Origin of the sequence: Agrobacterium sp. MA01, assembly GCF_009650195.1 — a bacterium.
Classification (GTDB): domain Bacteria; phylum Pseudomonadota; class Alphaproteobacteria; order Rhizobiales; family Rhizobiaceae; genus Allorhizobium.
The window spans coordinates 2,831,650-2,856,087 of sequence record NZ_CP045854.1; the positions used below are offsets into that span (position 1 = coordinate 2,831,650).

Below are 24,438 nucleotides of genomic sequence, written 5' to 3' on the forward strand. Positions count from 1 at the left end.
GCCTCAAGGCTCGAATGTCCGACGTGTGGCGGGGTAGCTCAGGTGGTTAGAGCGTGGGATTCATAACCCCAAGGTCGGCGGTTCAAGTCCGCCCCCCGCTACCAAAATTTTTATTTCCCGTATACTTGAGACAGTCGATTGAATGAGAGCAGCATTTCGGCGCCGCCGATCCATTTGCTGTTCGCGACGCCGTTCTAGAATTTTGACAGCGGAAATCACAATAGTATCGCCCCATCTACGTTCAGCCTCTCCTCGGAGGCCTTAAATAGCACGCGACCATGCTTTCAACTCGGATCCAAAACAAACCATTGAAGGGCGTCAACGCTTTTGGGAACCATCTACCACGGCACCCAGAACCTTCGCTCGCCATAGCTGACCTCCGACGAGTGATGTGCTTTGGACAGTAAGGGTACGGCATCCAGGGATATCCCTGATCGTTTCTATCACCGATTGCCTCAACGCAACCGGCATCCACGGGCTCAGTATCACCCGTTTAATCCAACTGATTTCGATTGGGACATCAAACGCGCTAACCTCTTCGGTTGCGGAAGAGTAGATGATCCGCAATTCCTGCTCGGGCTCATACGGGGCCCGCTTCAGAAACGGCAAGTCACTTACAAGCCACCGCTTGGAAGATGGGCGAAGGATGTCGAGTTTGCGGTATTCCACATTTCGCCATCTGATGCCGTCTAGGCCGCTTAGGCTTTCACACAGATTTTCTCGGTCGAACTCGAAGCACACACCGGATGCTCCAACAGTAAAAACCCGCCAATGGTGGTAAGTTTCTTTGCAGTCGGCAAAGCATATGGCGAGAAGCGTTCGGAGCTCTAGTGCTTCTTTGTACCGCTCCATACACATCCGGTCATTCCCATCGTCCCAACGGGACGGGTCCAACAGCGTAATTTTCTTTGCCCGGAGTATGTGTAAGCCCGATGCAAGATCTGTATAGCGACGCAGCTTCTGTGGTGATTTCTTGATAGAAGTCACTAACGCCCCTCCCCTCGACCCATCTTAAATATAGGGCTTCAAGAGGGTTGTAGCACCTTGTCACATTTCGCGCCAAGCGAGCCTACCGGCAGGCGCCTTGAAAGACAGCGATGGCCGTGGCACATTTGAAGCCATGGAAAAGCGCTTCAAAGCTCTCGAAGACGACATGAAGCGGGTCCTGCAGGACACTGCCGAGATCAAGGACATGCTGCGCGCGGCATCCTCCGCGATCGAATTCGGCGAGTTGAAGGGCCGCGTCAACAGCCTGCCGACCATGGGCAAGGCGGCCGCCATGCTGTCGATCGCGACTGCCGTCATCGTCATCCTGAACAACTGGACGGCAGTGCGTTCCTGGCTCGTCGACTAATCCCCCCTCACCGCGCCGCCCAGACCAGTCCCCGCCGCACAATCTCCCGCATCTGCGGCACCTCGAACTCCGCCGCCTGGTGGCCGAGGGAGGAGTAGAACACCCTGCCCTGCCCGTGGCGGCGCTTCCACACCACCGGCATCACATGCCCGTCGATCCAGGCATCGTGCTCGCCGGTAAAGGTCGTCGTCGCCAGCACCTCGTTGTTGGGGTCGACATGCATGTAATACTGCTCGGAGCGATAGGGAAAATCGCCGATGCCGGAGACGAGCGGGTCCTCGGGCTTCACGATATTGACCGTGTAGTCGTAGATATTGCCGGGATGGGCGACCCACTGGCCGCCGATCATGTATTGATACTGCACGCAGTCGCGAAAGCTGTCGCCCGCCTGGCCATGGAAGCCGCCGAGGCCGACGCCACCGCGAATGGCGAGTTCGAGGTTCTCGATCTCGGGCTTCTCGATTTTGGTCATCGTCAGCATCGGCACGATGAGGCTGTAGTCGCGGATCGCGGGATCGGCAAAGGCCGCCGTGCCCGGCTCGACGCGAACGGCAAACCCTTCGGCCTTGAGCATGCCGGAGACGATGGGGGCGCATTGGTCGGGCTGGTGCCCATCCCAGCCGCCCCAGCAAATCAAAACCTGACGCATGTAAACTTCCCTGTTCTTGTCTTCAGCGGCCGATCAGGCCATCGATGAGCGATTGTTCAAGCGGCGCCGGCCGCTCGACGCTGGTGGTGATAATGACCGTCTCGCCCCGGTCGGAGGCCGTCTGGAAGGCTTCCATGACTTCGAGCACATGCAAAGCGAGATCGCCGTTTGCCCGATGCGGGCGGTTGGAGAGAATGGCATGCGCCATGTCGGCGACGCCAAGCGAGCGCCAGTTGCCATCGGCATAGGGCAGCGTCACCGGGCGCCCTTGCGCCTCGCCTGTGAGCGGCAGGACGAAGACGTCGCCGCCGAAATGATTGGGGTCGGGCACGATCAGCGTGCCCTCGGTGCCATAGACCTCGAGCGGCTTGTGCCAGTGCGCTGCGACATCGAAGCTCATGGAGATCTGCACCACCGCGCCATTGGCAAAGGACATCAGCCCCGCGACATGCGTCGGCACATGCACGGGGATCGTCTCGCCCCGGCGCGGCTCGCTGCCGATCTTTCTCTCGTTCCGCACCTTGGTGGCAAAGCCCGCCACCTTCTCGACCGGGCCAAAGAGATTGACGAGATCGGTGATATAATAGGGGCCCATGTCGAGCATAGGCCCGCCACCAGCCTCGTAGTAGAAATCCGGATTGGGATGCCATCGCTCGTGGCCGGGGCACATGAAGTAGGCCGTGCCGCCGATCGGCTGGCCGATCACGCCATGATCGATCAGCCCACGCGCCGTCTGATGCGCGCCACCGAGAAAGGTATCGGGGGCTGAGCCGACCCTGAGATTGAGCGACTTCGCTGTCTCGACCAGCCGCTTGCCCTCGGCGAAGGTCACGCCGAGCGGCTTTTCCGAATAGACATGTTTGCCGGCGGCAAGCGCCTTCAGTCCCACCTCGACATGCGCCTTGGGGATCGTCAGGTTGACGATGGTCTGCACCTCCGGGTCGGCATGCAGTTCGTCGATGGTGCGCGCAGGAACGCCAAATTCTGCAGCCCGACTTGCGGCGAGATCACTGTTCAGATCGGCGATACCGCAGACCTTGAGAATGGGAAAATGCTGGAGCGCCTTGAGATAAGCGCCTGAAATATTGCCGCATCCGATGATGCCGATGCCGACCTGCTGCATGCCTTGAAGATCCTCGCTCCCGGGACGAACGTCCACCTGCGATCGCCGGGCAAGAACGCGACCGTTCCTCCTCGCTGCCTAACGACCGCCCGGCAGACTGGGTGCAAATACGACTGCCGTCAACGCCTCATTGTATCCGGGTGGTCGCTTGTCGGCAGGCTTGTTCGCAAGCCCGGCAGGCCTCCGCACAGATGCGGCAATGGTCATGCATCTCGGCATGGCGGCCGCATTCCTCGCCGCAGGCGGCGCAGGCACGGGTGCAGGCCTCGACGAGCCCCTGCAGCACCTGGGCATTCCGCCCCGTGCGCCGTATCGCCGCGCGCCCGGTGGCAAGGCAGATATCAGCGCAGTCCTCGTTCAGCCGGATACACTGGCGCAACTCGTCCACCATGTCTTCGGCAAGGCAGGCATCGGCACAGGAAATGCAGGTCTGCGCGCAGTCGAAGCAGGCCTGAATGCAGGCGATCAGCGCGTCATTGGCGCCCCCTTCTATCTGCGGATGGGTTTCGATCATGGCGCGAATGGACATGGGTCTTGCCTCCTGTCTGCGATTGCTACTTAGGGCGTAACAGTATGCAAGGCGGAGTGTTCCCCACCCCTGATCAGGGGATGCAAGATCCGGGGGCGGTTAAGAAAACCTTTCGTTAAATTTTAATGAATAGAATGGCGGGCCTGTAGCGAGGTTTTGTCATGCGTACCGCTCTTTACTCTGCCCTCGGCGTCATGCTGATGCTGTCGGCCTGTGCCAAGCCGCCATCCCAGACCCGCAATGCCTGCGCGATTTTCGAGCAGCGCGACGGGCTGTTCAACAACTGGCGCCGCGCAGCGATCGCAGCCGAGCGTGAATATGGCGTTCCCGTCCCTATCCTGATGGCGACGATCTATACGGAATCGAGCTTCCGCCATAACGCCAAGCCGCCGCGCAAGATGATCTTCGGCTTCATCCCCGGCAAGCGCCAGTCGACCGCCTATGGCTATTCCCAGGCCCTCGACGGCACCTGGGAACGCTATCAGCGCGAAACCGGCCGCTGGGGCGCCCGCCGCACCGACTTCGCCGACGCCATCCGCTTCATCGGCTGGTATCACCGGGAGAGCGCGACGAAGGTCAACATCCCCTTGAACGACCCCTACAAGCTCTATCTGGCATATCACTCCGGCCATACCGGCTATCTGCGCGGCGCCTACAACAAGCGCCCGGAGGCGCTGAGAGGTGCCAAGCGCTTCACCGACATCACCTATACCTATGCCAAGCAGCTACAGCAGTGCCCGGGCTGAGGGTGATCTGACCGGGCGGTCAGGCCATTCAACACTTGAGGCGAAACGCCTCAAGGTCTAAAGCTTCAGGATCGTCAGCAAGAAGGAGCTTGATGCGCAGTAACGACAGCCTTTGAACCCTATGGGAACGGCTCGACAGCCGAACGCTGTCGCATGCGCATCAACAACACGACTGACGGAACAATCATGAAATACGACCTGCAAATCCGGGCTTTTCTGCCCGAGGATACCACTCGCCTCGTCGCTATCTGGCGTTCGGCATCTGAGAAAGGACACCCCTTCCTCGTCCGCGAGCAACTGGACATCCAGGCGACCCTCGTGGCCGACCATTACTTGCCGCTGGCGGAGACCCATGTGGCGCTGCGGAACGGCGAGATCGTCGGCTTCATCAGCCTGCTGGATCAAACCATCGGTGGCCTGTTTGTCGATCCGAACCACCATGGAACGGGCATCGGCCTGCAACTCGTGGAACATGCCTCGCAACTCCGCTCATGTTTGGAGCTGGAGGTCTATACGCTCAACGAACGCGCCCGCCGCTTCTACGACCGGCTTGGGTTCATGGAGACAGGCCGTCGTCCGAACGATGACAGCGGCTTTCCCTTCGAGTTGATCAAGCTCGTGCGCTGACGCAAAAAGGGGCCCGGCCGAAAAGCCGGGCCCCAACATGTTTTGGGTTGGAGAGTGCCGACGCACTCAGGCTTGTTCGACACCCTGGATCGCCGAGATCTGCCACTTTGTGGCGGGACGCCGCGCGAAGGTCCAGAGCTCAACGGATTCGGTGGGCGTGTTCGGATCGCCTTCGACCACGTCACCGCTCTGGCGGTCGACGACATAGTCGATCGCTTCGTAGCGCATCGCGACAGTCGCATATTCCATCTTGTCTTCGGCCCAGCTCTCAGCCACGTCGCCCTGCACCAGATGCACGTCGCGCACCTCGTTCTTGACGCCCTTGGTGGCATTCTCACTCAGTTCTTCGGCGAGATAGGACATGGCTTCCGGTGTCGTGATGCGGCGCAGTGAACCATAGTCCTCGGCCGCATAGGCGCGCTGCATCTCCTGCAGCAGTTCCTCGAAGCGCTCGAGATCCTTCGGCGTGATGCCGAGTTCGTCGGGCTGGCCGGATCGGCGAGCGGAAGCCGCCGACGATACGCCGCCGCCACCGAGTTTCGGGATCTGGAAGCTCGGACGAGCCTGATCACCGCTCTGGTTGTCACGCGCCATGCCCCCAAAGCCGCCGAAACCCGGGGCATTGCCCGGACCGGACGCCGTCGCCTGACGATTGGCAAACATGCGCATCGCAAAGCGGATCAGGAAGAAGATCAAGAGGCCCTGCAGGAGCAGGCCGAGGATGCCGAAGCCGCCGCCGAAGCCCGTGCCCATCAGCATGCCGAACAGGCCGCCGAGCAGCAGGCCACCCATCAGACCGCCGGCAAGACCACCGAACAGGCCACCCGGACGCGCTGCCTGATTGGCGGCGGTGGACGGATTGGTTGCAGGCTGGTTCGCATTGGTGCGCGGTGTCATCGTCCGCTCGATCGGCGCGGCCGGTGCAGGCGCCGTGCGTGTTGCCGCAGGGGCGTCGAAAGTACGCGTGCCGCGGCTGCCGAACCCGCCGCTGGCGCGACGCGCCTCGGCGAAATCGACGGCCACCAACGTGACCATCATGCCAAGCGCAAGCGTCGCGAATGTTTTTGCGTATTGCCGCATCGTGTTTCCTGTCCTCCTCGAAGCAGTCTTGAATGCCTTTTTCAGGCTTGTCTCTCATATGGAGAGAGCTCGCTCTCTTTTGAAGAGAGAGCGAGCGGATTTCCATTGAATTTCAGGTGATCGAAGTCAGGCCCCAAGCCAGAACTTGATGATCAGTCCGACGATGGTGATCGCCATCACGCCGCCGGCCCAAAGGCCGACGAACCATAGCAAACGGCTGACGAAGAGGCGTTTGTCCATCAGTGATAGCCCTCGTCGGGATTGAGCTTTCCACGGAAGACCCAATAGGCATAGGCCGTGTATCCGAGGATCATCGGCACGAGGATGACGGCACCGTAGAGCAGGAAGGCAAGGCTCTCGTCGGGTGCTGCCGCCTCCCAGATCGTCAGCGACGTCGGCACGATATAGGGATAGAAGCTGATCCCGATCCCGGCATAGCCGAGTACGAAGAGGCCGAGTGCCGCCAGGAAGGGCCGTGCGTCATGGCCTTTGCGCAATCCGTTGACGATCACGTAGAGGCAGCCGAGCACCAGAACCGGAACGATGATCGAGAAGATCAGCGTCGGGAACTTGAACCAGCGCTCGAAATAGAGCGGTTCGAGCCAGGGGGTCCAGAGGCTGAAGACGCCCATCGAAGCGACGGTGGCAAACGACAGAGGCAGCGCAAAGGACCGCGCCCGATCCGAGATCTCCCCTTCCGTCTTCATCACGAGCCAGGTGGCGCCGAGAAGCGCATAGCCGATGACGAGAGCGGCACCGGTCGCAAGCGAAAACGGCGTCAGCCAGTCCCACCAGCCGCCGGAATAGGCGCGGTTTGCAACCGGAATGCCCTGCACCAGCGCCCCGAGCGCCACGCCCTGGAAGAAGGCCGCAACGAAGGAACCGCCGGTAAAGGCCCAGTTCCAGAGATGCTCCGCCCGCTTCGTACGCCAACGGTATTCGAAGGCGACGCCCCGGAAGATCAGCCCAAGCAGCATGATGATCAGCGGCGCGTAGAGGGCGGGCAGGATCGTCGCATAGGCGAGCGGGAAGACCGCGAGCAGCCCGCCGCCCCCGAGCACGAGCCAGGTCTCGTTGCCGTCCCAGACGGGCGCCACCGAGTTCATCATCAGATCCTTCTCATGCTTCTCCGGGAAGAAGGGAAAGAGGATACCCACGCCGAGATCGAAACCGTCGAGGATGACATAGGCAAGCACGGCAAAGGCGATGATGCCGGCCCAGATGAAGGGAAGATCAATGGGCATGTCTGCCTCCATGGTGTCCAGGCTGGGCGGCCGGCGTGATGCCGGAGGTGCGGATCGGGCCATCGTCGAGATCCGGCATCGGATCGCGCGGCAGGCGGCCCATCAGGCGCAGGATGTAAAAGGTACCGGCACCGAAGACGATGAAATAGACCACGATGAAGGCGATCAGCGAGGCCGCGACCGCGGGCGCCGCGATCGGCGAGATCGAATCAGCCGTCAGCAGATGGCCATAAACCGTATAGGGCTGACGCCCGACCTCGGTGGTGATCCAACCGGCAAGCACGGCGACGAAACCCGAGGGTCCCATGACGAGGGCCGCGCGGTGCAGCCATCCATTGGAATAAAGCGTGCCCTTCCAGCGACACCAGAGCGAGAAAAGGCCGACCCCCAGCATCGCAAACCCGATGGCGATCATCACGCGGAAAGACCAGAAGACGATGGCGACCGGCGGCTGCAATTCGCGGGGCACAGTATCCAGACCGTCGAGCGGCGCATTGAGGTCGTGCTTGAGGATCAGACTGGAGAGTTTCGGGATCTGCACTGCATAGTCGATCCGCTGCTCGTCTTGGTTCGGGATCCCGAACAGGATCAGCGGCGCGCCCTCCGGATGGCTTTCGAAATGGCCCTCCATGGCCATCACCTTGACCGGCTGATACTCCAGCGTGTTGAGGCCGTGCATGTCGCCGGCAAAGATCTGGATCGGCGCAACAATCGCCGCCATCCACATGGCCATGGAGAACATCTTGCCTGCGCGGCGCGGCGCCGTGCGCTTGACAAGGTGCCAGGCTCCGACGGCGCCGACGACGAAGGCGGTGGTCAGATAGGCGGCGATGACCATATGAACAAGGCGATAGGGGAAGGACGGATTGAAAACGATCTTCCACCAGTCAACAGGCACAAACTGGCCGACATCGTTCATGGCAAAACCGTCAGGCGTCTGCATCCAGGAATTGACCGAGAGGATCCAGGTGGCCGAGATCAGGGTTCCGAAGGCGACCATCAGCGTCGCGAAGAAATGCAGCCCCGGCCCGACCCGGTTGCGGCCGAACAGCATGACGCCGAGGAAGCCGGCCTCGAGGAAGAAGGCGGTCAGGACCTCGTAGCCCATCAAGGGACCGATGACCGGCCCCGCCTTGTCGGAGAACACCGACCAGTTGGTGCCGAACTGGTAGGACATGACGATGCCCGAAACGACGCCCATGCCGAAAGCGACCGCAAAGATGGTCTTCCAGAAGTCGAAGAGCTCCAGATAGACCTTGTCCTTCTTCCAGAGATAGAGGCCTTCGAGCACCGCGAGATAGCTCGCAAGCCCTATGGAAAAGGCGGGAAATATGATGTGGAACGATACGGTAAAGGCAAACTGTATGCGTGCCAGGAGTTGTGCGTCGAAGTGCTCGAACATGGGATGTCCCTTCCTTCTCTCCTCCCGGAGGTGATAAACATCAACTATACCCTCGCATCGCAGAAACAATGCGACAACCCGCCATGCGTCAGTTCAACGCATATGTTTTTCCATATGTAACTTTGCGTTTGGCCGAAAGCAGCTGAAAAACAAAGACGGCGCGGGTTTGATCCCGCGCCGTCTTTGTCGATGATATCGAGAACGTCGATCAGTCGACGTTGAACACCAGAGGCTTGGCCTGCTTGACGGCCGGATTGGCGGTGAGCTGGTCAAGCACGCCCTGCTCGACCGGTCCATCGACGTAAAGGAGCGCAATCGCGTCGCCACCCTCCTTGTCGCGACCGAGCTGGAAGTTCGCGATGTTGACCTTGGCATTGCCGAGCGTGGTGCCCATGAAGCCGATCATGCCGGGAACGTCGGTGTTCGAGATGTAGATCATGTTCGGACCGACATCGGCATCCATGTTGATGCCCTTGATCTGGATGAAGCGCGGCTTGCCGTCGGAGAAGACCGTGCCGGCGACCGAGCGGGTCTGCTTCTCGGTGGTGACGGTGAGCTTGATGTAACCGTCATAGACGCCGGTCTTGTCGCGCTTCACTTCCGAGACGATGACGCCCTTTTCCTTGATCATGATCGGAGCCGAAACCATGTTGACGTCGGCCACCTGCGGACGGATGAGACCGGCGAGCAGCGCGGACGTCAGCGCCTTGGTGTTCATGCCGGAGGTCACGCCGTCATAGAGGATCTCGATTTCCTTGATCGGGTTCTCGGTCATCTGGCCGGCAAACGAGCCGAGCACGTCGGCGAGACGGATGAACGGCTTCAGGATCGGCGCTTCCTCAGCCGTGATCGACGGCATGTTGATGGCGTTCGAGACGGCACCCTTCATCAGATAGTCCGACATCTGCTCGGCAACCTGCAGCGCGACGTTTTCCTGGGCTTCCGTGGTCGAGGCGCCGAGATGCGGCGTGCAGACGACGTTCGGCAGGCCGAAGAGCGGGCTTTCGGTTGCAGGTTCGACTTCGAAGACGTCGAAGCCGGCACCGGCGACATGGCCGGACTTGATGACTTCTGCGAGCGCTGCCTCATCGACCAAACCGCCACGGGCGCAGTTGATGATGCGGACACCCTTCTTGGTCTTGGCGAGCGCGTCCCTGGACAGGATGCCGCGCGTCTTGTCGGTCATCGGCACATGCAGGGTGATGAAGTCGGCCTTTTCCAGCAGTTCGTCGAGCTCGACCTTGGTCACGCCCATTTCCTGGGCGCGCTCGGTCGATAGGAAGGGGTCATAGGCCAGCACATGCATGCCCAGGCCGATGGCCTTCTTGCAGACAATGCCGCCGATATTGCCAGCGCCGATGACGCCAAGCGTCTTGCCGGTGATTTCGACACCCATGAACTTCGACTTTTCCCACTTGCCGGCCTGGGTCGAGGCATCGGCCTGCGGTAGCTGGCGGGCAACGGCAAACATCAGGGCGATGGCGTGTTCTGCCGTCGTGATCGAGTTGCCGAAGGGTGTGTTCATCACGATGATGCCGCGCTTGGAGGCAGCCGGGATATCGACATTGTCGACGCCGATACCGGCGCGGCCGATGACCTTGAGGTTGGTCGCAGCAGCGATCAGCTTTTCCGTCGCCTTGGTGGCGGAGCGGATGGCGAGGCCATCATAATTGCCGATGATTTCGGCGAGTTTTTCCTTGTCCTTGCCGAGCTTCGGCTGGAAGTCCACTTCGACGCCGCGATCACGGAAGATCTGGACGGCGGTTTCAGACAATTCGTCGGATACGAGAACGCGAGGTGCCATGACGAGGCCTCCTTCAGAGAGTTCGTTTGAAGAAAATGATGAGAATTGCGGGGCTCCGCCGGTCAGGCGGAGCCGAAATCGTCCAGGATCAGGCGGCAGCCTTGGCCAGAGATGCCTTCTGCGTCTCATAGGCGAAGGTGAGCCACGGCATCAGAGCCGCCATGTCTGATGTCTCGATCGTCGCACCGGCCCAGATGCGAAGGCCAGCCGGCGCATCACGGTAGGCACCGATATCGAAGGCGACACCCTGCTTTTCCAGGATGCTGGCAATACCCTTGGCAAAGGCGGCCTGGGCATCGGCATCGAGTGCCGTAATCGCAGGGTCAACGATCTTGACGCAGACAGACGTGTTCGAGCGCGTCGCGTCATCAACGGCGAGATTGGCGATCCAGTCGTTCTTCTCGATGAAGTCGAAGATCACCTTGGCATTGGCGTCGGCGCGAGCGATCAGGGCTTCGAGGCCGCCGATCGACTTTGCCCACTTCAGCGCATCGACATAGTCCTCAACGCAGAGCATAGACGGCGTGTTGATGGTTTCGCCGACGAAGATGCCCTCGATCAGCTTCCCGCCCGAGGTCATGCGGAAGATCTTCGGCAGCGGCCAGGCCGGAACATAGGTCGTCAGGCGCTCGACGGCACGAGGGCTGAGGATGATCACGCCGTGACCGCCCTCGCCGCCCAGAACCTTCTGCCAGGAGAAGGTGGTGACATCGAGCTTGGAGAAATCCATGTCCTGCGCAAAAGCAGCAGACGTGGCGTCGCAGATGGTCAGGCCCTTGCGATCCGCAGGGATGAAGTCGGCATTCGCAACGCGCACACCCGATGTCGTGCCGTTCCAGGTAAAGACGACATCGCGGTCGAAATCGACTTCGGCAAGGTTCGGAAGCAGGCCGTAATCGGCATTGAACTTGCGGACATCGGCAAGCTTCAGCTGCTTCACCACATCGGTGACCCAGCCGGCGCCAAAGCTTTCCCAGGAAAGCATGTCCACGCCACGTTCGCCGAGCAGCGACCACATGGCCATTTCAACGGCGCCCGTGTCGGAGGCCGGAACGATGCCGATGCGGTAGTCAGCGGGAACGTTGAGAATTTCGCGGGTAAGGTCGATGGCCAGCTTCAGCTTTTCCTTGCCGACCTTGGCGCGGTGCGAGCGACCGAGCGGGGCATCGGAAAGCGCATCGAGCGACCAACCGGGACGCTTCGAGCAGGGGCCAGACGAAAAATGAGAGTTTGCCGGACGCGCGGCGGGGGCGACGATATCAGCCATATAGATACCCTTCCAGGTAATTAGCCTCTCGTTGGGGAGAGGTGTCCCGCCGTCGGAACTACTCCTGTCGCCCATGTCAGTCAAGCGGGTCTTTGTCGCATGAGGAGAAATTTTTGTTCCGTCTGCGCCGCCACAGCGACGGGCTGAAACGCAAAAGGGCTGCCCTAAGGCAGCCCTGTGCATGATCGCGGAATGGATCTTACTTGTAGACAGGCAGCTCTGCCGGCGGCTGGTAGGCCACAGGCGTTTCGCAACCACCGAAGACATAACGCGCGCCAGCATGGACGCTGTGGCTGTTGAAGCCCTTGTCGTAGCCGGGGCCGCCGTTCAGAGCGTAGCCGAACATGTCGCCGCCGGCTGTGTGACGGAAGCGATAACCGACATCGGCCTTGACGTTGCAGGTTACATCGATCGAGGCGCCGGCCATCAGCTGATAGGCGAAGCGCCAGCTGCCTGCGCCGTGATGCTCGACGGTTGCGTCACAGTTGGACGAATTGTTGTCCGCACACGAAGTGTTGCGAAGCTTGTCCCACTTTACGTAGGAACCGCCGATACCACCGCCAATATAGGGCGTGAAATACGCATAAGTGCCGAGGTCGACATAGGCGTTGGCCATCAGCGTGTAGGCGCGCATCGACGTGATGTCGCGCGAGGTGCATGCGGTCGAAACGCCGCAGGAGCCGCGGGTCGAACCGTTGAAGTCGGCCTTGGTCAGGTAATCAAACGTCAAGTCCGTGCGCAGATAGCTGTTGATCTGGTAACCGACACCGCCGCCGACCCAGAAGCTGTCCTTGATCGAGGACGTGGCGAAATCGACCTGGTTATTGTTGCTGCCCTGAAAATAGTTGGCGCCGCGCAGCTTGTTGAAGCTGTAGCCGAGATCGCCGCGCAGGTACCAGCCGGAGGCTTCCGCAACAGCAACCTCGGGAGCATCGACATAAACGGGCTGCGGTTCAGGCTGATAGACATCGGCGGCGTAGGCGGCCGAGCTGGCAAGCAGTGCGGCCGTTGCCACGGCAAGAATGGTTTTCGTCATAACAGGATACTCCAAATCCCAGCGTTGTCGCGTCAGGCTGTCGCAGACCCAACATCCTGAATTGGGACAGATAATGGAGTGGAAAGGTTAAGTTCGGATTAACTACAGATCTTAACTTTAGACATTATCTATTTGCTTACCTTGATACTTGCTGCGAGACGTCAGGGCGAAAACAAAATGCGGCCCCGCAGGGCCGCATTTCAGTATCTCGCCGGTGTGTCCGCGGAATGCTCAGGCGGCGTGGCGCACCGAGCCGGAGCGCTCGGCCCCCAGGGTAAACAGCCCGAGTCGCTGGTCCATTTCCGCGGCCTCGCCCGCGAGACGATGGATGGCGGCAGTCGTCTCCTCGACCATGGCGGCATTCTGCTGTGTCATCGCATCGAGCTGGTTCACCGAGGTGTTGATGTCGACCAGCGTTTGCGCCTCTTCACGGGTGGACTCCATGATCTCGGCGATATGGCTGTTGATCGACAGCACATGCGAGCCGATACCATCAAGCGCATTGCCGGCCTTTTCGACCAGCTTCACGCCGTGATCGACCTCGCCGCGAGATTTGGAGAGCAGACCGGCGATCTCCTTCGCCGCATTCGACGACCGCTGGGCGAGCTCGCGAACCTCCTGCGCGACAACGGCGAAGCCCTTGCCGCTCTCGCCCGCACGCGCCGCCTCGACGCCGGCATTGAGCGCAAGCAGATTGGTCTGGAAAGCGATCTCGTCGATCACCGAAACGATCTTGTTGATCTCCATCGATGATCCCTGGATCGCCTCCATCGCCGCTATGGTATCGCGCATGATGTGGCCGGACATCGCGGTATCGTCGCGCGCGGCCCGGGCGATCCGCTCGGCTTCCTCGGCCCGCGCGATCTGTACCTTGACCGCACCGGTGATCTCCTGGATTGCCGTGGCGGCCTGCGAGATCGCAGCCGCCTGCCGCTCGGTCCGTTCGGCGAGCTGGTCGGCACCCGCCCGCATCTCCTCGGAGCCTTCACGGACGGCGACCGAATTACCGCCGATACCGCCAAGCGTGGCGCTCAGTGTCTCGATCGCCTTGTTGAAGTTGGATCGCAGCGCCTCGAGATCGGCCGGAAAACGGGATTCGATGCGGAAGGCGAGATCGCCCGCGGCCAGCCTGTCCAGCCCCTGATCGAGGGTTTCGACCACGTCCTGCAGGGTTCGAGCTTCGCTGTCGCGCTCTTCCATACGCTGGCGGCGTTCCTCTTCGGCGCGCGCCCGTTCTTCCCGGCGCTCGGCAGATTGCCGCTGCTGCTCGATCAGCGCCAGGCGGAAGCGTTCGAGCGCCCGCGCCATGCTGCCGATCTCGTCGCGCCGCTCCTGGTTCGCAACGGGATGCTCGATTTCCCCATCGGCCACGGCACCGGTAAAGGCGACAAGACGGTCGAGCGGCGCGAACAATCGACGGGTAAAGACCCAGGTCGCGGCGGCAAGCACGCCGAGCGCGATCAGACCGGTCACGAACAGGATCGTCGCAATGCGGATCGAGCCGGCTTCGAGCTCGGCCGTTGTCAGGCTTTCCGTCACCACGAAGCTCTGGTCACCGAAGCCGATGCGCCGGCCATAGACCATGGCGGCACCTTCGGGACGTTCGCCGGACTGCACGGAAACGCCATCACCCGACATGGTGAAATCAGCCTTGATGTCGGTGAGTTTGCCGGAGGCATCTAGCGCGATCCCGGTCCCCTCGCCTGAAAGGATGGCGGCCTTCTGGCTGCTTCCGGCGACAATGCCCTTGGACAGAAGGTTCTCGAAGACATCGGCCTTGACCTGGAACATCAGGCTGCCCTTGTAACCACCGAGCTTGACGAAGGGTACGGCGAAATAAATGTCCGGGGCAGCCGGATCTGCCCCCACCGACAGGCCGGAGAAGTTGACGCCGACGACATCGTCGACCGCTGCTGCCGCCGCCTGCACCGACTGCTGGAACACGCGCCCGAGGTTCGTCGCGGCATAACTTCCCTCCGCGAGATTTTCCCCGAAAGCAGCCCCCTTCCTGAAGGAGTAGATGACGTTGCCGTTCTGGTCGGCGATTAGCATGTCGCTGAAGCTCGTGCCTTCGAGATATGCTCCAATCTGGGCCTGCGTAGTCTCGTGCGTCGAATAGTAGAAGCCACTCGGACCCTCAGGCTTCAGCAGCTTCTCGCGCTCGCCGGGCGGATTGGGATTTTCCGTGACGAAGACCCGCTGCAGTTCGGCTTTCGCGTCGCCCGTGCTTTTGCTGATCGTGTTCCAACCGCTCTTCAGTCCGGTCATCGACTGCTGCAGCGTCTCGATCTTGGCGATGGAGGCCGCCTGGTTTTCCAGGGCCTGGAGCTTCTCCGTCAGCATGTCGCCGCGGAAGGTCAACATGCTGGTCATCGCCTTCTCGGTCTGCTCGCCGAACAGCGCACTGGAGCTGCGATAGGCAAAGACGTTGAGGAGCGCGACGGTGATGAAAGTCAGAACGAGAAAGACCGCAATGACTTTGAACGAAAGCGAGTGGATGCGAGCTGTCATGATTGTTGTTCCCCTGAGCAGCCCGGCCAGAAGACCTGCGCCCATAGTTCATGGCCTGCCAATTCGAGTCGGCAGACTCCCCTTATGCGGGAACAATCACCCTTGGCGCTTAATCGGGGGTAAAGATCTCAGGCTAAACCCTGTAATCCAGGGGGTCAGGCCGTCTGTTCGACGCCCTGTCTGAGACCTGCAAACAGTTCGACAGACCGTAGACGGGCGTCAAGGTCATGCACCGGCGTCGAGACGATCACCTCGTCGGGACGGACCGCCGCGAGGAAGCGCTCCAGTTTGTCCGATGCCGTCTCCCGAGACCCGACGATCGCATAACGCAAGGTGTGCTCGACCCCGATGCGCTCGATATCGTTCCAGAAGCCCTCCATGGTATCGACAGGCCGCGGAAAAGGTCGCCGGATGTTGCGTCGGAGATTGACGAACTGCTGTTGTGCAGATGTGAAGAGATGCGACGCTTGCGCATCCGTCTCCGCGACGGCGGCCATGACGCCGACCATGACATACGGCTTCTGCAGGCCCGCCGATGGCTGGAACCGTTCGCGATAGATCTCCACGGCCTCGAGCAATTGATCGGGAGCAAAATGCGAGGCAAAGGCATAAGGCAGCCCCAGTGCCGCCGCGAGATGCGCGCTGTAGAGACTGGAACCGAGGAGCCAGATCGGCACATGGCTGTTCATGCCGGGCACGGCGATCAAACCGGCTTCTTCATCCGGAGTCCCGAGCAGTCGCTGCAATTCGATGATGTCATGGGGGAAGCTCTCAGCCCCCGCCTCCATGTTGCGGCGAAGTGCGCGTGCCGTGCGCATGTCAGTGCCCGGAGCTCGACCGAGACCGAGCTCTATGCGCCCCGGATAAAGCGCCTCCAGCGTTCCGAACTGTTCCGCGATCACCAGCGGCGAGTGATTGGGCAGCATGATGCCGCCCGAACCGACGCGGATCGTCTGCGTGCCGGCAGCGACATGCGAAATGACGAGCGCGGTGGCGGCGCTTGCGATACCGGGCATGCCATGATGTTCAGCCAGCCAGAAGCGACGGTAGCCGTTTTTCTCCGCCACTTGGGCAAGCCGCCGCGACGCATCCAGCGCTTCGCGCACACTATGCCCCTCGGCAATGGGGGAGAGGTCGAGAATGGAAAACGGTATCATGTTGGCAGCCTTTGGTCTGTGAGACCTATCATGTAGGGAGGGCCGAACAGGCGCCCAAGAGGTGACGATGATAAATTATAATCACCTCGTTTGTTTTTGTTTTGTTCACATTTCACTGGCACTCCTCCCCTGACCTGCACTAGGATTTGGCCATGACTTCAACGATTCGCATCATCGGCATCGATCCGGGCCTTCGCCGCTGCGGCTGGGGCGTGATCGAGACACTCGGCAACTCGCTGCGGTTCGTCGCTTCGGGTACGGTCACCTCCGACGGAGACATGGACCTCGCATCGCGCCTTTGCCAATTGCATGACGGATTGGCCGAAGTGGTCCATGCCTACAAACCCGACGAAGCGGCCGTCGAACAGACCTTCGTCAACAAGGACGCGGTGGCCACCCTGAAGCTCGGTCAGGCACGTGGCATCGCGATGCTGGTCCCTGCCCGCGCTGGGTTGCCGGTTGCCGAATACGCCCCGAATGCCGTGAAAAAAGCCGTCATCGGCGTCGGCCATGGCGAAAAGGCACAGATCCACATGATGCTGAAGATCCTGATGCCGAAGGCCGAATTCAAGGGCAATGACGCGGCCGATGCCCTCGCCATCGCCATCTGTCATGCCCATAATCGCGGCGGTGATCGCATGCGAAAGGTGCTGGCCTCCGCCTGATTTGTTCTTGACTTGTTCCGCCTGTAAGATTTATTCTTACCTGATCGGAGGCGAGCCATGCGTGTGACATCAAAAGGTCAGGTAACCATTCCCCGCGATCTGCGTGAACTCATCGGCATCGAGCCGAATTCCGAAGTCGTGTTTACCGTCGAGGACGGCCGCTTGATGCTCACGCCGAAAAATGGAGCCGAGGCCCAGCAAGAAAAGATGCGCTTGGCAGGCCTGATGGAAGCATTGGCGCGACTGGAAGGGACCGGCGATCCGGAAATCAATGCAGACACGCTGATGCAGATGACCAGGGATCGCTGAACGATGGCTGTTATGGTCGACACCAACGTGCTGGTGGACGTCGCGGTGCGCGATCCAATATGGCTCGCCTGGTCGCGTGGCCAGTTGATGCGGCTGGCAAAAGACGAACCGCTTGTCATCAACCCGATCATCTATTCAGAGTTTTCGGTACGATATTCCGATCGCGATGAAGTCGAGGAATTGCTTCCGCCGTCAGATTTCCACCGGGAAAACCTGCCCTGGGCAGCCGCTTTCGCAGCCGGCGTGGCCTTTCGCATCTATCGCCGCGCCGGCGGCGGACGTGATCGGGTTCTCCCCGACTTCCTCATCGGCGCCCACGCCGCGATCCGCAATCACAAGATCCTGACAAGAGACCCCAAGGGCTACCGCACCTACTTTCCCGACGTGCCCCTCATCTCCCCCGAAACCCATCCCCTGTAACGCGACGGACGCATCCATGATCGGCAAACTCAAAGGCACCATCGACGAAATCGGCGACGATTACGTCCTCGTCGATGTCCACGGCGTCTGCTACGTCGCGCATTGCTCGGCCCGCACCCTGTCGCGCATCGGCTCTGCCGGTGAAGCCGTCGTTCTGTTCATCGAGACCTATGTGCGCGAAGACCAGCTGAAACTCTTCGGCTTCATGAGCGCGCTAGAGCGCGAGTGGTTCAACCTCTTGCAAAGCGTGCAAGGTGTCGGCGCCAAGGTGGCGCTCGCCGTCCTCTCGACGCTCACCCCGTCGGAACTGGCGAATGCGATCGCGCTACAGGACAAGGCTGCAATCTCCCGCGCACCCGGCGTCGGCCCGAAAGTCGCGCTGCGCCTCGTCACAGAACTGAAGAACAAGGCACCCGCCTTTGCCGGCGAGGCCGCCGCCAATATCGGCCTCAAGCAGGAACTTGGCGAAGGCGTGGCCTCCGCACCTGTGGCCGATGCCGTATCGGCGCTCACCAATCTTGGCTATTCCCGCGATCAGGCCGCCAATGCCATCGCCGCAGCACTCAAGAACGGCGGCGAAGGGGCTGACAGCGCCAAGTTGATCCGGCTGGGGCTGAAGGAGCTGTCGCGGTGATCACTCCGACAAAATTGATGCCTGCGGAAATTTCGAGTATAGTCAGAAAAATCGAAAAATGTCGGAGCGCTCAATGAAGGTCTGGGAAGCGACCATGTCGGCCAAGGGCCAGATCACTATTCCCAAGGAGATGCGTGAGCTTTTGAAGCTGAACCCAGGAGATCAGATGGTCTATAGCGTTGTCGGCGGAGAAATCGTCATCACGCCGAAGAACATCGACATGAAGGATCTGGCGGGTTTTCTGGGGACCCCGCCCAACGGGCGCGCGACATTGGAAGAGATTGACGAAGCGGTCATCCGGACGGCGGGCGCAAACGCGCTGCTCACCGGAGGCGACGATCCCTCGGACATCGCGGCATGACCCTGGTCGGCCTCGATACCAACATCGTTATCCGGCTTTTGACAAATGACGATCCTGACCAACGACGACTTGCCTTGCGTTTTGCCGAAGGGCTCGGGAAGGACTATCTCGCCTTTCTCCCACTGATCTGCGTATTGGAACTGGACTGGGCACTGCGCTCGCAACTCGGCTATTCGAGACGGGACGCATCAGCGGCCATCGCCAAGCTCCTGCAGGTTCGGGGACTGACGGTTGAAAGTCACGATCTGGTCGTCAAGGCGCTGCGACACGTCGAACAGAAAAACGCCGACTTTGCCGATGCCTTGATTGCGGCCCGATCTCTTCAAGAAGGCTGCGCCTCCATAAAGACCTTCGACAAACGCGCCGCCTCCCGCGTGCCCGGCATGGAACTTCTCGCATGAACACAAACAACCCGATCCTGACGCCGGAAAAGCGTGGCGAAGACCTGGACGCGGCGCTACGCCCGCAGACGCTCGACGACTTTACCGGTCAGGCCGAGGCGCGCGCCAATCTGAAGATCTTCATCGAGGCGGCGAAGAACCGGGGCGAGGCACTGGACCATGTGCTCTTCGTTGGCCCTCCCGGTCTTGGCAAGACGACGCTCGCCCAGATCATGGCCAAGGAGCTCGGCGTCAACTTCCGCTCGACCTCCGGGCCCGTCATAGCCAAGGCCGGCGACCTCGCGGCCCTTCTGACCAATCTCGAAGAGCGCGACGTGCTCTTCATCGACGAAATCCATCGCTTGAGCCCCGCCGTCGAGGAAATCCTCTATCCGGCCATGGAGGATTTCCAGCTCGACCTGATCATCGGCGAAGGCCCGGCAGCCCGGTCGGTGAAGATCGACCTGTCGAAGTTCACGCTGGTGGCCGCAACCACGCGCCTCGGCCTTTTGACGACCCCGCTGCGCGACCGTTTCGGCATCCCTGTCAGGCTGAATTTCTACACCGTCGAGGAACTGGAATCGATTGTCCGTCGCGGCGCCCGGCTCCTTAACCTGCCGATGACCGAGGACGGCGCCCGTGAAGTCGCCCGCCGCGCGCGCGGCACACCCCGCATTGCCGGTCGCCTGCTTCGCCGTGTGCGTGACTTCGCCGAAGTCGCCCGTGCCGAAGCCGTGACCCGTGAGATCGCCGACGAAGCCCTGACGCGGCTCAATGTCGACAATATGGGCCTCGACCAGCTCGACATGCGCTACCTCTCGATGATCGCCGTCAACTTCGGCGGCGGCCCCGTCGGCATCGAGACCATCGCCGCTGGCCTGTCTGAACCGCGCGACGCGATCGAGGACATTATCGAGCCCTACATGATCCAGCAGGGCTTCATCCAGCGCACACCGCGTGGCCGCGTGTTGACGGCCACCGCCTGGAAGCACCTCGGCATGACCCCGCCCAAGGATCTCGAGGCCGCGCAATTCCGGCTGACGCTTGAGGATGACTGAACCCGTGTCGAAACGCACCCTGATCACCATCAAGGACGGCAAGCGGCGCTTCAATCATCGCATAGCGGGCCTTGCCTTCCGCGACGGCCATGTGCTGGTCCACCGCGCAACGCATGAGACCTTCTGGACCTTTCCGGGCGGTCGGGCAGAGATCGGTGAGACCTCGTCTGAGACGCTGGTGCGTGAAATGCAGGAGGAGCTGGGTGTGACCGCAGAGGTCCGCGAGCTGCTCTGGATCGTCGAAAACTTCTTCGACTACGAACAGAAGGCCTGGCACGAACTCGGGCTCTACTATCGGATGGAGGTCCCCGAGGTCTTCCCCTTTCATGCGACCGACATCATCCATCGAAACGAGGACGGCAAGAATAGCCTTGAGTTCAAGTGGGTGCCGGCCACGCGGGATGCGCTGATCGCACTCGACATACCGCCCTACTTTATCGCCGACGAGATCGAGAACCTGCCGACATCTCCAAAACACATCGTCTGGCACGACGGGGATCTCGACCGGTCATGAGCGCCCTTCGCTTCGTCCGCAAGCTCGCCTATGCCAACATGCTCGCCAATGATCGCCTGCATGAGGCAGTTTCGCAGCTGGAGGCCGGAGAATTCGAGGCACCCCGCACGTGCTTCTTTCCCTCGCTCGTCGCGACACTCAATCATATCCTGATCATCGACTGGTTCTATGTCGACGCGCTTGAAGGCGGTGATCTTGGCCCGAAGGCATGGGCCGATCAGATCCCGTTTCCGGACCGGACCGAACTCCGCGCAGCGCAATTGGCATCCGACCGGCGGCTGCTCGCCTTTTGTTTGGCCCTGAACCATGAAGACCTCGACCGCCCTGTGAGTATTCACCGCGGAGGGCGCATCCAGGTGGAGCGCTGCGATGACGTGCTCTCCCACCTCTTCCAGCACCAGACCCATCATCGCGGCCAGGCGCATGCCATGCTGGCTGGCACCAGCATCAAGCCACCACAGATCGATGAGTTCATCGTCGCCGATGACGCGGCAAGTCGTTCGGATGTTCTTCAGCGTCTCGGGATGACAGAAGCGCAGGTCATGAACCCAGGCGAAGCCTGACAATGCAGGTCGCAACGCATCTGCGGGGCGCGTGCATCAGACAATCTGCATATCATAATGACGCCACATGCCAGCCCCTTTTCCGTCCATATACGCCAGTAATGAGGCGATGGACCTAAGGTTAAGTGCGGCCCCTTAAGTCGACGCAATAAGTAATTCCTGAATTCACAGTCAGCATACGGCCGGCGTTTGCGGAAATGGTTCCGCACGTCTGTAAAACTGGACAGAAGGAGGAAGTGGGGGCCTCGCACAACCTGAAGGATTCCCGTTATGGGCCTCATGTACCTTATCGATACTTTACGCCTCGATCCCGTCGCCTCCATCAAGACGGGGTTGCGCATTGTCCACTTCATAGGCCTTGCCTTGGGCCTGGGGGCGGCAACCGTTCTCGACCTGATGATCCTGAAGTTTTTCCTAAAGGGTAAGGTGACGAGCGACCAGTGGAACGTCTTCCATTTCGGTTCCCGCATCGTCAATGCCGGCTTGATCCTCCTGTGGATTACAGGCCTTGGCTTTCTCGCCTATTACAGCGCCTTCGATCCGATCCGGCTCGAGAATGAAAAGGTCTGGGCCAAAATGACGATCGTCCTCATCCTGACGATCAACGGGGTCTTCCTGCACATGGCCGTACTCCCCAAGGTAAAAGCGCAGATCGGGCGCTCGCTGCTCGACGGAATGTCGACCGGACAGCGCAGCCTGTTCTTTGCCTCAGGCGCCCTGTCGGCCACCTCCTGGTACGTGCCCCTGCTTCTCGGGGCGATGCCGCAGCTCAATTTCGTCGTACCGATGACGACGATCCTGCTTGCCTACGCACTGCTGCTCACGCTGGCCTTGCTGGCGACGCAGCTCATGCTTCTGGCGCTCGGTGACGACCAGCGATCCGAACACCCATCCAGCCTGCGCGATCGGTCGGAACCCGTCATGGGGCTTGCCTGATCACGACTGAAACGGAAGGCCGGCGCTCAAGGGCCGGCCTTTCTATCTGGCCCAAGCGGATAGCCGAGCAGGCGCAATCCTGGTTTGCGAAGCTCCTGCACTTTCTGCTATGCGCCTGAAGACAAAATCACCGGGGCAGGCACCAAGCAGTGCACGCCCATGCAGGACCAGGGACGGCAATGTCTTCGATGGAAATATCGCTCTCCGGCAGACTAACTGCAGACGGCCATCACCTGACCCAGCGCGTCTACTATGAAGACACCGATTTTTCCGGTGCCGTCTATCATGCCCGTTACCTCCATTTCATGGAGCGCGCCCGGACCGACTATCTGCGCTGCCTCGGCGTCGAGCAATCGACCCTTTTCGAGACATCCGACGAGGGCCTCGCCTTCATGGTTCATCGGATGGAGATCGATTTCAAAGCCCCTGCCCGCATGGATGATATCATCACTGTCGTGACGCGAACGGAGAAGGCCGGGGGCGCCAAGATGATCCTGCAACAGGAGATCCGCCGCACGGATCAGTTGCTGATCGCGGCAAAGGTCGTGATCGCTGTCGTCAATCGCAACGGCCGCCCCAGACGCCTGCCGGACGATCTCGCCAGGCAGTTCCTCACCTGACTTCACAAAGCCCTGAGCGAGCTCTGCGGTAACCCCTTTTTAACCTTAATCGGGTCTTACTCGGAGGCTGGAAGTTTGTGCATCGCACGCCTTCCTTTGACCAAATTTTCATACCAGAAGCACTCTGGGAGCTAAGGCGGGAAAAGGGTTTCGGCGGCTGCGACCGCAAACATTTTCCACCAGTAGAGCTCATGTCACCGCCCGGTCCAACCCACCGGGCGTTTGGATTTCGGGGAATTGAAGGCGATGGAACAAGTTGGAATGGCTGCAGCAGCGCATGATGTGAGCCTTTGGGGCCTCTTCATGCAGGCAGGCCTGATCGTCAAGCTGGTCATGATCGGCTTGGTGGCCGCCTCCGTCTGGACCTGGGCAATCGTCATCGACAAATATGTGAGCTATGCCCGCGCGCGACGCCAGTTCGACCAGTTCGAACAGGTCTTCTGGTCCGGCCAGTCGCTGGAAGAGCTGTATCGCACGCTTGCCGAGCGCAGCAATACCGGCCTTGCCGCCATCTTCGTCGCCGCCATGCGCGAATGGAAGAAGAGCTTCGAGCGCGGCGCCCGTTCGCCTATCGGCCTGCAGATGCGCATCGACCGCGCCATGGATGTGACCATGGCACGCGAATCCGAAGCGCTCGAATCGCGCCTGTCGTCTCTGGCCACCATCGGTTCGGCCGGCCCCTTCATCGGCCTTTTCGGTACCGTTATCGGTATCATGACCTCCTTCCAGGCAATTGCCGGCTCGAACAATGCAAGCCTTGCAGTCGTCGCCCCCGGTATCGCCGAAGCACTGCTCGCAACCGCCATCGGCCTGATCGCCGCTATCCCGGCCGTCATCGCCTACAACAAGTTCTCCGGTGAGGCCGGCAAGCTCGCATCCCGCATGGAAGGCTTTGCAGACGAATTCTCGGCCATCCTGTCGCGCCAGATCGACGAGAAGCTGCAGCCGCGCCAGGCAGCACAGTAAGGCCCGGAAGGCAGGAGACGAATCATGGGTATGTCGGTTGGATCAGGGAGCAAGGGTGGCGGACGCCGCGGACGGCGGGGCGGCAAGCGCGCGCTCGTCAGCGAAATCAACGTCACGCCCTTCGTCGACGTCGTCCTCGTTCTGCTGATCATCTTCATGGTCGCAGCCCCGATGATGACCGTTGGCGTGCCGATCGACCTGCCGCAGACCCAGGCCCAGGCGATGAGCAGCGAAAATCAGCCGATCACCGTCTCGGTCAATCCGGCCGGCGAGATCTATCTGCAGGAAACGGCGATCCCGATTGAGGAAGTCGTCCCGAAACTGCAGGCGATAGCCACCACCGGCTACAGTGAACGCATCTTCGTGCGCGCCGATACCGCCGCCACCTACGGCATCGTCATGCAGGTCATGGCGCGGATTTCGGCCGCAGGTTTCACCAATATTGGTCTTGTGACCCTGCAGGAACAGCAGAACTGATCGGAC

General features: G+C 60.7%; 28 protein-coding genes and 1 tRNA gene. 17 read left to right on the top strand and 12 right to left on the bottom strand.

Annotation, left to right across the window (positions count from 1 at the left end):
• Positions 1-27: 27 nt before the first annotated feature.
• A tRNA-Met gene (locus tag GH983_RS13725) sits at positions 28-104 on the top strand.
• 214 nt (positions 105-318) lie between these two features.
• On the opposite strand, the gene GH983_RS13730 is transcribed toward GH983_RS13725, so the two are convergent.
• Positions 319-987 (bottom strand): DUF2971 domain-containing protein, encoded by a 669-nt coding sequence (locus GH983_RS13730; protein ID WP_153762681.1) that lies wholly within the window; start codon positions 985-987, stop codon positions 319-321.
• A 97-nt stretch (positions 988-1,084) separates the two neighbouring features.
• Between GH983_RS13730 and GH983_RS13735 the strand changes: the two genes are divergently transcribed.
• A complete protein-coding gene (locus GH983_RS13735) occupies positions 1,085-1,354 on the top strand; it encodes a hypothetical protein (RefSeq protein ID WP_153762682.1) in 270 nt (89 codons plus the stop codon).
• Between the two features lie 7 nt (positions 1,355-1,361).
• Here GH983_RS13735 and GH983_RS13740 read toward each other — a convergent pair whose 3' ends face one another.
• The 3 genes from GH983_RS13740 to GH983_RS13750 all read right to left on the bottom strand — a co-directional run bounded on the left by GH983_RS13740 (position 1,362) and on the right by GH983_RS13750 (position 3,655).
• Positions 1,362-2,003 carry a ThuA domain-containing protein gene (locus GH983_RS13740; protein WP_153762683.1) on the bottom strand — a complete coding sequence of 214 codons (642 nt, stop codon included), beginning with the start codon at positions 2,001-2,003 and terminating at the stop codon, positions 1,362-1,364.
• Between the two features lie 22 nt (positions 2,004-2,025).
• Positions 2,026-3,126, bottom strand: a complete 1,101-nt coding sequence (locus GH983_RS13745; RefSeq protein WP_153762684.1) for a Gfo/Idh/MocA family protein — start codon at positions 3,124-3,126, stop codon at positions 2,026-2,028.
• 127 nt (positions 3,127-3,253) lie between these two features.
• Complete coding sequence (locus GH983_RS13750; protein WP_082347569.1) at positions 3,254-3,655, bottom strand: four-helix bundle copper-binding protein; 402 nt, start codon at positions 3,653-3,655, stop codon at positions 3,254-3,256.
• A 161-nt stretch (positions 3,656-3,816) separates the two neighbouring features.
• On the opposite strand from GH983_RS13750, the gene GH983_RS13755 reads away from it, so the two are divergent.
• Positions 3,817-4,401, top strand: a complete 585-nt coding sequence (locus GH983_RS13755; protein ID WP_069043493.1) for a transglycosylase SLT domain-containing protein — start codon at positions 3,817-3,819, stop codon at positions 4,399-4,401.
• Between the two features lie 153 nt (positions 4,402-4,554).
• On the top strand, positions 4,555-5,028 hold the full coding sequence (locus GH983_RS13760; RefSeq protein WP_246727402.1) for a GNAT family N-acetyltransferase: 474 nt from the start codon (positions 4,555-4,557) through the stop codon (positions 5,026-5,028).
• A 66-nt stretch (positions 5,029-5,094) separates the two neighbouring features.
• On the opposite strand, the gene GH983_RS13765 is transcribed toward GH983_RS13760, so the two are convergent.
• The 8 genes from GH983_RS13765 to GH983_RS13800 all read right to left on the bottom strand — a co-directional run bounded on the left by GH983_RS13765 (position 5,095) and on the right by GH983_RS13800 (position 16,529).
• Positions 5,095-6,108 (bottom strand): Tim44 domain-containing protein, encoded by a 1,014-nt coding sequence (locus GH983_RS13765; protein WP_153762685.1) that lies wholly within the window; start codon positions 6,106-6,108, stop codon positions 5,095-5,097.
• A gap of 239 nt (positions 6,109-6,347) precedes the next feature.
• Positions 6,348-7,352: a cytochrome d ubiquinol oxidase subunit II gene (gene cydB / locus GH983_RS13770; RefSeq protein ID WP_153762686.1), complete on the bottom strand. Its 1,005-nt coding sequence runs from the start codon at positions 7,350-7,352 to the stop codon at positions 6,348-6,350.
• Positions 7,342-8,754, bottom strand: coding sequence for a cytochrome ubiquinol oxidase subunit I (locus GH983_RS13775; protein WP_153762687.1), 1,413 nt, complete (start codon positions 8,752-8,754; stop codon positions 7,342-7,344). Before GH983_RS13775 ends, cydB begins: the two co-directional genes overlap by 11 nt.
• 208 nt (positions 8,755-8,962) lie before the next feature.
• Positions 8,963-10,558 (bottom strand): phosphoglycerate dehydrogenase, encoded by a 1,596-nt coding sequence (serA, locus tag GH983_RS13780; protein ID WP_153762688.1) that lies wholly within the window; start codon positions 10,556-10,558, stop codon positions 8,963-8,965.
• Between the two features lie 88 nt (positions 10,559-10,646).
• On the bottom strand, positions 10,647-11,825 hold the full coding sequence (locus tag GH983_RS13785; protein WP_153762689.1) for a phosphoserine transaminase: 1,179 nt from the start codon (positions 11,823-11,825) through the stop codon (positions 10,647-10,649).
• Positions 11,826-12,024: 199 nt separating this feature from the next.
• Positions 12,025-12,861 (bottom strand): outer membrane protein, encoded by an 837-nt coding sequence (locus GH983_RS13790; protein ID WP_054148299.1) that lies wholly within the window; start codon positions 12,859-12,861, stop codon positions 12,025-12,027.
• Between the two features lie 231 nt (positions 12,862-13,092).
• Positions 13,093-15,372 (bottom strand): methyl-accepting chemotaxis protein, encoded by a 2,280-nt coding sequence (locus tag GH983_RS13795; protein WP_153762690.1) that lies wholly within the window; start codon positions 15,370-15,372, stop codon positions 13,093-13,095.
• Positions 15,373-15,527: 155 nt separating this feature from the next.
• A complete protein-coding gene (locus GH983_RS13800) occupies positions 15,528-16,529 on the bottom strand; it encodes an LLM class flavin-dependent oxidoreductase (RefSeq protein WP_153762691.1) in 1,002 nt (333 codons plus the stop codon).
• A gap of 152 nt (positions 16,530-16,681) precedes the next feature.
• On the opposite strand from GH983_RS13800, the gene ruvC reads away from it, so the two are divergent.
• The 13 genes from ruvC to tolR all read left to right on the top strand — a co-directional run bounded on the left by ruvC (position 16,682) and on the right by tolR (position 24,432).
• Positions 16,682-17,194 carry a crossover junction endodeoxyribonuclease RuvC gene (gene ruvC / locus GH983_RS13805; RefSeq protein WP_054148296.1) on the top strand — a complete coding sequence of 171 codons (513 nt, stop codon included), beginning with the start codon at positions 16,682-16,684 and terminating at the stop codon, positions 17,192-17,194.
• A gap of 57 nt (positions 17,195-17,251) precedes the next feature.
• On the top strand, positions 17,252-17,503 hold the full coding sequence (locus GH983_RS13810; protein WP_153762692.1) for an AbrB/MazE/SpoVT family DNA-binding domain-containing protein: 252 nt from the start codon (positions 17,252-17,254) through the stop codon (positions 17,501-17,503).
• 3 nt (positions 17,504-17,506) lie between these two features.
• Positions 17,507-17,923: a type II toxin-antitoxin system VapC family toxin gene (locus GH983_RS13815; protein ID WP_153762693.1), complete on the top strand. Its 417-nt coding sequence runs from the start codon at positions 17,507-17,509 to the stop codon at positions 17,921-17,923.
• A gap of 16 nt (positions 17,924-17,939) precedes the next feature.
• Positions 17,940-18,557 (top strand): Holliday junction branch migration protein RuvA, encoded by a 618-nt coding sequence (gene ruvA, locus GH983_RS13820; protein ID WP_069043484.1) that lies wholly within the window; start codon positions 17,940-17,942, stop codon positions 18,555-18,557.
• A 73-nt stretch (positions 18,558-18,630) separates the two neighbouring features.
• Positions 18,631-18,918, top strand: a complete 288-nt coding sequence (locus GH983_RS13825; RefSeq protein WP_069043483.1) for an AbrB/MazE/SpoVT family DNA-binding domain-containing protein — start codon at positions 18,631-18,633, stop codon at positions 18,916-18,918.
• Positions 18,915-19,319 carry a PIN domain-containing protein gene (locus GH983_RS13830; RefSeq protein WP_153762694.1) on the top strand — a complete coding sequence of 135 codons (405 nt, stop codon included), beginning with the start codon at positions 18,915-18,917 and terminating at the stop codon, positions 19,317-19,319. Before GH983_RS13825 ends, GH983_RS13830 begins: the two co-directional genes overlap by 4 nt.
• On the top strand, positions 19,316-20,356 hold the full coding sequence (gene ruvB / locus GH983_RS13835; protein ID WP_153762695.1) for a Holliday junction branch migration DNA helicase RuvB: 1,041 nt from the start codon (positions 19,316-19,318) through the stop codon (positions 20,354-20,356). The genes GH983_RS13830 and ruvB overlap by 4 nt, the downstream gene beginning before the upstream one ends.
• A gap of 4 nt (positions 20,357-20,360) precedes the next feature.
• Positions 20,361-20,870 (top strand): NUDIX hydrolase, encoded by a 510-nt coding sequence (locus GH983_RS13840; RefSeq protein WP_153762696.1) that lies wholly within the window; start codon positions 20,361-20,363, stop codon positions 20,868-20,870.
• Complete coding sequence (locus GH983_RS13845; protein ID WP_153762697.1) at positions 20,867-21,433, top strand: DinB family protein; 567 nt, start codon at positions 20,867-20,869, stop codon at positions 21,431-21,433. Before GH983_RS13840 ends, GH983_RS13845 begins: the two co-directional genes overlap by 4 nt.
• Positions 21,434-21,703: 270 nt before the next feature.
• Entirely contained in the window at positions 21,704-22,369 is a 666-nt protein-coding gene (locus GH983_RS13850; RefSeq protein WP_054148289.1) for a hypothetical protein, read from the top strand.
• A gap of 179 nt (positions 22,370-22,548) precedes the next feature.
• Positions 22,549-22,989, top strand: a complete 441-nt coding sequence (ybgC, locus tag GH983_RS13855) for a tol-pal system-associated acyl-CoA thioesterase (RefSeq protein ID WP_054148288.1) — start codon at positions 22,549-22,551, stop codon at positions 22,987-22,989.
• A gap of 246 nt (positions 22,990-23,235) precedes the next feature.
• Positions 23,236-23,955, top strand: a complete 720-nt coding sequence (gene tolQ, locus GH983_RS13860; RefSeq protein ID WP_054148287.1) for a protein TolQ — start codon at positions 23,236-23,238, stop codon at positions 23,953-23,955.
• A gap of 24 nt (positions 23,956-23,979) precedes the next feature.
• Positions 23,980-24,432: a protein TolR gene (tolR, locus tag GH983_RS13865; protein ID WP_054148286.1), complete on the top strand. Its 453-nt coding sequence runs from the start codon at positions 23,980-23,982 to the stop codon at positions 24,430-24,432.
• Positions 24,433-24,438 lie beyond the last annotated feature (6 nt).

What these genes read in the sequence shown, in the direction of transcription:
- GH983_RS13740 (WP_153762683.1), bottom strand. Translation starts at nt 2,003, where the DNA reads ATGCGTCAGGTTTTGATTTGCTGGGGCGGCTGGGATGGGCACCAGCCC.
- GH983_RS13745 (WP_153762684.1), bottom strand. Translation starts at nt 3,126, where the DNA reads ATGCAGCAGGTCGGCATCGGCATCATCGGATGCGGCAATATTTCAGGC.
- GH983_RS13750 (WP_082347569.1), bottom strand. Translation starts at nt 3,655, where the DNA reads ATGTCCATTCGCGCCATGATCGAAACCCATCCGCAGATAGAAGGGGGC.
- GH983_RS13755 (WP_069043493.1), top strand. Translation starts at nt 3,817, where the DNA reads ATGCGTACCGCTCTTTACTCTGCCCTCGGCGTCATGCTGATGCTGTCG.
- GH983_RS13760 (WP_246727402.1), top strand. Translation starts at nt 4,555, where the DNA reads ATGCGCATCAACAACACGACTGACGGAACAATCATGAAATACGACCTG.
- GH983_RS13765 (WP_153762685.1), bottom strand. Translation starts at nt 6,108, where the DNA reads ATGCGGCAATACGCAAAAACATTCGCGACGCTTGCGCTTGGCATGATG.
- cydB (WP_153762686.1), bottom strand. Translation starts at nt 7,352, where the DNA reads ATGCCCATTGATCTTCCCTTCATCTGGGCCGGCATCATCGCCTTTGCC.
- GH983_RS13775 (WP_153762687.1), bottom strand. Translation starts at nt 8,754, where the DNA reads ATGTTCGAGCACTTCGACGCACAACTCCTGGCACGCATACAGTTTGCC.
- serA (WP_153762688.1), bottom strand. Translation starts at nt 10,558, where the DNA reads ATGGCACCTCGCGTTCTCGTATCCGACGAATTGTCTGAAACCGCCGTC.
- GH983_RS13785 (WP_153762689.1), bottom strand. Translation starts at nt 11,825, where the DNA reads ATGGCTGATATCGTCGCCCCCGCCGCGCGTCCGGCAAACTCTCATTTT.
- GH983_RS13790 (WP_054148299.1), bottom strand. Translation starts at nt 12,861, where the DNA reads ATGACGAAAACCATTCTTGCCGTGGCAACGGCCGCACTGCTTGCCAGC.
- GH983_RS13795 (WP_153762690.1), bottom strand. Translation starts at nt 15,372, where the DNA reads ATGACAGCTCGCATCCACTCGCTTTCGTTCAAAGTCATTGCGGTCTTT.
- GH983_RS13800 (WP_153762691.1), bottom strand. Translation starts at nt 16,529, where the DNA reads ATGATACCGTTTTCCATTCTCGACCTCTCCCCCATTGCCGAGGGGCAT.
- ruvC (WP_054148296.1), top strand. Translation starts at nt 16,682, where the DNA reads ATGACTTCAACGATTCGCATCATCGGCATCGATCCGGGCCTTCGCCGC.
- GH983_RS13810 (WP_153762692.1), top strand. Translation starts at nt 17,252, where the DNA reads ATGCGTGTGACATCAAAAGGTCAGGTAACCATTCCCCGCGATCTGCGT.
- GH983_RS13815 (WP_153762693.1), top strand. Translation starts at nt 17,507, where the DNA reads ATGGCTGTTATGGTCGACACCAACGTGCTGGTGGACGTCGCGGTGCGC.
- ruvA (WP_069043484.1), top strand. Translation starts at nt 17,940, where the DNA reads ATGATCGGCAAACTCAAAGGCACCATCGACGAAATCGGCGACGATTAC.
- GH983_RS13825 (WP_069043483.1), top strand. Translation starts at nt 18,631, where the DNA reads ATGAAGGTCTGGGAAGCGACCATGTCGGCCAAGGGCCAGATCACTATT.
- GH983_RS13830 (WP_153762694.1), top strand. Translation starts at nt 18,915, where the DNA reads ATGACCCTGGTCGGCCTCGATACCAACATCGTTATCCGGCTTTTGACA.
- ruvB (WP_153762695.1), top strand. Translation starts at nt 19,316, where the DNA reads ATGAACACAAACAACCCGATCCTGACGCCGGAAAAGCGTGGCGAAGAC.
- GH983_RS13845 (WP_153762697.1), top strand. Translation starts at nt 20,867, where the DNA reads ATGAGCGCCCTTCGCTTCGTCCGCAAGCTCGCCTATGCCAACATGCTC.
- GH983_RS13850 (WP_054148289.1), top strand. Translation starts at nt 21,704, where the DNA reads ATGGGCCTCATGTACCTTATCGATACTTTACGCCTCGATCCCGTCGCC.
- ybgC (WP_054148288.1), top strand. Translation starts at nt 22,549, where the DNA reads ATGTCTTCGATGGAAATATCGCTCTCCGGCAGACTAACTGCAGACGGC.
- tolQ (WP_054148287.1), top strand. Translation starts at nt 23,236, where the DNA reads ATGGAACAAGTTGGAATGGCTGCAGCAGCGCATGATGTGAGCCTTTGG.
- tolR (WP_054148286.1), top strand. Translation starts at nt 23,980, where the DNA reads ATGGGTATGTCGGTTGGATCAGGGAGCAAGGGTGGCGGACGCCGCGGA.